The following is a 4,710-nucleotide window of genomic DNA, read 5'->3' on the forward strand; positions in this document are numbered from 1 at the left end:
GCGGGGGGGGCCCCGCCCCCCCGCGCGGCCCCCCCCCCCCCCCCCCGGCGGCGCGGTCAGGGAGGCTGGGACGATGAGCGACACCACCGCCCTGACCGCCGACCGCATCCTCGACACCGCCGAGGAGGTGCTGCGCCGGTACGGCCCGGCGAAGGCCACCGTGCTGGACGTCGCCCGCGCGCTGGGCGTCAGCCACGGCAGCGTCTACCGGCACTTCGCCAGCAAGGCCGCGCTGCGCGAGGCGGTCGCCGAACGCTGGCTGGCCCGGGTCTCCACCCCGCTGATCGACGTCGCCACCGGCACCGACCCGGCCCCCCAGCGGTTGCGCCGGTGGCTGGCCGAGCTGAGCGGCACCAAGCGGCGGATGGCCCGCGAGGACCCGGAGCTGTTCGACAATTTCCACCAGCTCGCCACGCTCTCCGAGGGGGCGGTCGCCAACCACCTGGAGGTTCTCGCCGGTCAGCTCAGCCTGATCGTCGCGGACGGAGTGGCCGCCGGCGAGTTCACCGTGCCCGACCCGGCGGTGGCCGGCCGTGCGCTGTTGCAGGCCACCGCGCGGTTCCACCACCCGTCGCACCGGACGGAGTGGAACGAGCCCGGCCTCGACGACGATTTGGCCGCGGTGGTCGCGCTGCTCCTCGACGGCCTTCGAGCCCGCTCGCGCTGACGCCGGGCCGGGCGACGGCACGGGTCAGCCGCCCGGGCGCGCAGGGCCGTCGACGGTCAGCCGGGAACGGCGGCCAGCAGCCGGTCGCGGAGCACCGCCGCACGGTCGGCGAACCCGCGCTGCGCCGCGGCGTACTCCGCCCGGCCCTCCGGGGTCTCCACCCGTACCGGCGGGTGACCGAGGGCCGCCAGGTCGTACGGGCTGGCCCGCATGTCCAACGTGCGGATCTCCCGGGCCAGCTCGAAACAGTCCGCGACCAGCTCGGAGGGCACCAGCGGCGACAACTTGTACGCCCACTTGTAGAGGTCCATGTTGGCGTGCAGACAGCCCGGCTGCTCGTGCGCGTGCTGCGTCTCCCGGGTCGGGGTGAGCAGGTTCAACGGCCGGGCCGGCGGGGTGAAGAACCGGAACGCGTCGAAGTGGCTGCACCGCACCCCGCGCTCCTCGACGACCGCGGCGGTCCGCTCCGGATCCAGCCGCAACGGCCAGGCGTTGTGCCGCAGTTCCTCGCGGGTCTGCCGGTACACCATCGCCCACTCGTGCATTCCGAAGCAGCCGAAGTGCGCCGGTCGTCCGGCCGTGGCCGCCAACAGCGAGCGGATCCACGCGATCGACTCGCCGCGTCGCCCGCGTACCGCCTCGGTGTCGAGGGTGACCCCGGCGGTGGTGGCGCGGTAGTCCCGGCCGAACTCGGCCGGGTCCGCGTCGCGCAGCTCGACCCCCGCGCCCGGGTGCCAGCGGCGCAGCTGCGCCGGCCGGTGCGAGTAGTAGGTGAACAGGAAGTCGGCCACCGGGTGCCGCTCACCCCGACGTCGCCGGGCCAGGTGCGGCGTGAGCCACCCGTCCACCCGCTCCTCGTGGGCCCGGCGGCGCTCACGCCAGGCCGCCACGTCGAGCACGGCGGGGGCGAGGGCGGCGGTCACGGACCCCAGGGTACGACCGCCGCCCCGTCGCCGGTCAGGGCGTGTGCACCCGGACGCCGGCGGAGAACACGCCGCTGCGCAGCTCCAGCTGCTGAGGCGGGTCCCGCCCGTCGACGGTGAACACCAGCGGGAGCACCACCCGACTGCCCGCGGCCACCGGGTTGGCGAAGACGTCCCGACCCAGGTTGGCCGCCCGGGTGGCCGGCTCGTCCGTGCTCACCCATCGGCCACCCGGCAGGTAGGCGCGTTGCAGCTGGCCGTGCCAGGGCTGCGGGGTGCCGGTGACGTTGCGCACACCCACGGTGGCCTGGCAGCGCCGACCCCCGGCGGGTGCCGCGCCGGTCCCGCTGGTCGCGTCCGCCGCGCCACAGGTCATCCGGTAGACGGTGAACTCGAACGCGGACTCCTGCAACGGCACGCCCACCGGCCCGGAGACCCCGGTGCCCATCCACGCCCCGCTGGTCGGCTGCTTCTGGGTGTCGATCGACGACACCTGCCGGGTCGCCGTCCAGCCGGCCGTGCCGATCACGCCCGCCAGCACCACCACCGCCGCGCCGACCAGCAGCCAGACCGGCGGCGTACGCCGCCGTCGGCGCGGGCCGGGAGTCGCCGGACGTGGGTAGATCGTCCCGCGTCCATCGTCCGGCGTCGCGTTGGTGGCCAGGGCGGCGGCGGTCACCCGCCGCCCGCGCCGTCCGCGCCGTCGACGCCACACCCACGCCACGAGGGCGCTGAGCAGCAGCAGAACGCCCAACCCGGCGAGCAGCACCGGATACCGCCGCCAGGGCGGGGCCGCCGTGACCTCGGCCGCCGGACCTGCGGCCCCCTGCCAGGTGGCGGTGGCGCAGTCGTACGGCCGGCTGCCGTCACTGGTGAACGCGCAGGCCGGCGCCGCCAGCGGCTGGCCCGGCGCGACCGCGGTCAGCGCGGTGCCCAGCGTGGTGGTGCTGTGCGCGGGCAGCCGCAACCGCCAGGTCACCTCGGCCGTGGACCCGCCGGAGCGGCTGGACCGCCCGCCCCCGCTGATCGCGGTGGGCGACGACCCGGACGGCAGCTCCTGGCGCACCGTCGTGTCGAGTGGCGAGTTGCCCACATTGCGGACGTGGATCCGGTACCGGGGCGCGGGGCTGCTCTCCGACGCGACCGCCACCGTGACCGGAGGCGGGGGCGCCGACACCGACACCCGCGACGGCGGTGCCACCGCCGGTGGCGCCGAGGGCGGGGTGGGCTCCGCGCTCGCCGCCACGGGCACCCGCGCGGCCACCGCCACCGCCGACGGCGCCGGGCTGACGGACGCGGGCGGCGTGACCGCCGTCGCTCCGGGCGCTGGTGCCGTCGGACGTGGCGTCGGCGCGGCTGGTCGTGGCACGGGCGCGGCTGGTTGTGGCGTGGCGGCCGCTGGTCGTTGCGCGACCGCCGCCTCCGGGGCCGCCGCGGGCAGGGCCGGCACGGCGGCGAGGATGCCGAGGCAGTGTACGAACACCGCGAGGGCTCTGTGGTGTCGTGTCGATGCAGGCATACGAACGAACCTCCGGAGCCGACGCTAGGGGTGCGCGCCCTCCGTGCGGGTACGAAGTCGAGAAACCCGCCCCGGCCGCCCAGACCTGCGCTAAGGTGCCGCGACGCTGACGGGTTGCGCACACCCGACGGCCCGTTGTGGCCGGTGAACGGGTCGGCGGGGCTAGATTGGCCGGGTGCGTATCGCTCGTTTCGCTCATGCCAAGGGAATGTCGTTCGGAGCCGTCGAGGGCGAGCCGGAGGCCGGGCCGCAGGGCCTGACCATCGCCGAGATCGAGGGTCACCCGTTCGGCCAGCTCTCCTTCAGTGGGGCCCGCTGGGCCCTCTCCGACGTCCGGCTGCTCTCGCCGATCCTGCCCAGCAAGGTGGTCTGCGTGGGCCGCAACTACGCCGACCACGCCGCCGAGCTCGGCAACGAGGTGCCCAAGGAGCCGTTGCTCTTCCTCAAGCCGTCCACCTCGGTGATCGGTCCCCGGGACGCCATCCGGCTGCCGATCTTCTCCAAGCAGGTCGAGCACGAGGCGGAGTTGGCGGTCGTGATCGGCGCGCCGGGCGCCCGCCGGGCCGACCGGGCCGCCGCCGAACGTGCCATCTTCGGCTACACCTGCGCCAACGACGTGACCGCCCGGGACCTGCAGCGCTCGGACGGGCAGTGGACCCGCGCCAAGGGCTTCGACTCGTTCTGCCCGATCGGTCCGTGGATCACCACCGGGCTGGACGTCTCCGACCTGGAGATCCGCTGTGAGGTGGGTCGCAACCCCGACGAGATGGAGGTACGCCAGCTCGGCCGGACGAAGGACATGGTCTTCGACGTGGCCGGCCTGGTGTCGTACATCTCGCACGTGATGACCCTGCTGCCCGGCGACGTGGTGCTCACCGGCACTCCGGCGGGGGTTAGCCCTCTCGTCGAGGGGGATACGGTCACCGTGCGGATCGAGGGCATCGGCGAGCTCAGCAACCCGGTGGTCCCCGTCGCCTGATCCGTCCGATGCCCCTGTTTCCGCAGCTCACGGGCGGTTCGGGGGGATCGGATTTGGCCTGTCGGCACCGGGAGGGTAATGTTCACTCCCGGCGCCGCAAGGGGCCAATGGGGTATGGGGTAATTGGCAGCCCGACTGATTCTGGTTCAGTTAGTCTAGGTTCGAGTCCTGGTACCCCAGCGCAGCTGGGATTCGCGAGAATCCCGGACGCTGGATTCTGACGGAGTTCGACTCCGCCCCTCCGGGGGCGGAGAGTGGTCTCTGGTAGAGTGCAGCTCCTCCGCCCGCGAGGGTGGGGGAGCGAAAGTGGTTCTGGCCCCGTCGTCTAGTGGCCCAGGACGCCGCCCTCTCAAGGCGGTAGCGCCGGTTCGAATCCGGTCGGGGCTACATCTGTGCACAACCCGTCTCACCTTGGTGAGGCGGGTTGTTTCGTTGCTACGCACGGCCGTCCACGGTGCCCAGACCCCACGCTCGCCCCGACGGACGGTGCCGCTAGACTACAGCGGCACCGCCTGCGAGGGCGGTGAACAGGAAGTTCTGGCCCCGTCGTCTAGCGGCCCAGGACGCCGCCCTCTCAAGGCGGTAGCGCCGGTTCGAATCCGGTCGGGGCTACAGATCAAAG

Annotated in this window: 4 protein-coding genes and 3 tRNA genes; 5 read left to right on the plus strand and 2 right to left on the minus strand. The window is 73.8% G+C overall.

Going from position 1 to position 4,710, the window contains the following annotated elements; all coding sequences use genetic code 11:
* Window positions 1-73: 73 nt before the first annotated feature.
* A complete protein-coding gene (locus ABZU46_RS30970; protein ID WP_354863245.1) occupies window positions 74-667 on the plus strand; it encodes a TetR family transcriptional regulator in 594 nt (197 codons plus the stop codon).
* A gap of 56 nt (window positions 668-723) precedes the next feature.
* Here the strand turns inward: ABZU46_RS30970 and ABZU46_RS30975 are convergent, their stop codons facing one another.
* Window positions 724-1,590, minus strand: coding sequence for a 3-methyladenine DNA glycosylase (locus tag ABZU46_RS30975; RefSeq protein ID WP_354863246.1), 867 nt, complete (start codon window positions 1,588-1,590; stop codon window positions 724-726).
* Window positions 1,591-1,624: 34 nt separating this feature from the next.
* Window positions 1,625-3,109, minus strand: coding sequence for a hypothetical protein (locus ABZU46_RS30980; RefSeq protein WP_354863247.1), 1,485 nt, complete (start codon window positions 3,107-3,109; stop codon window positions 1,625-1,627).
* Between the two features lie 175 nt (window positions 3,110-3,284).
* On the opposite strand from ABZU46_RS30980, the gene ABZU46_RS30985 reads away from it, so the two are divergent.
* From ABZU46_RS30985 to ABZU46_RS31000, 4 genes are all read left to right on the plus strand, one after another.
* Window positions 3,285-4,088: a fumarylacetoacetate hydrolase family protein gene (locus ABZU46_RS30985; RefSeq protein ID WP_234591312.1), complete on the plus strand. Its 804-nt coding sequence runs from the start codon at window positions 3,285-3,287 to the stop codon at window positions 4,086-4,088.
* Between the two features lie 108 nt (window positions 4,089-4,196).
* Window positions 4,197-4,268, plus strand: a tRNA-Gln gene (locus ABZU46_RS30990).
* A gap of 134 nt (window positions 4,269-4,402) precedes the next feature.
* Window positions 4,403-4,475 (plus strand) — tRNA-Glu (locus tag ABZU46_RS30995).
* Between the two features lie 152 nt (window positions 4,476-4,627).
* Window positions 4,628-4,700 (plus strand) — tRNA-Glu (locus tag ABZU46_RS31000).
* The last annotated feature ends 10 nt before the right edge of the window (window positions 4,701-4,710 follow it).

The organism is Micromonospora sp. NPDC005197 (assembly GCF_040608295.1).
Classification (GTDB): Bacteria; Actinomycetota; Actinomycetes; order Mycobacteriales; family Micromonosporaceae; genus Micromonospora.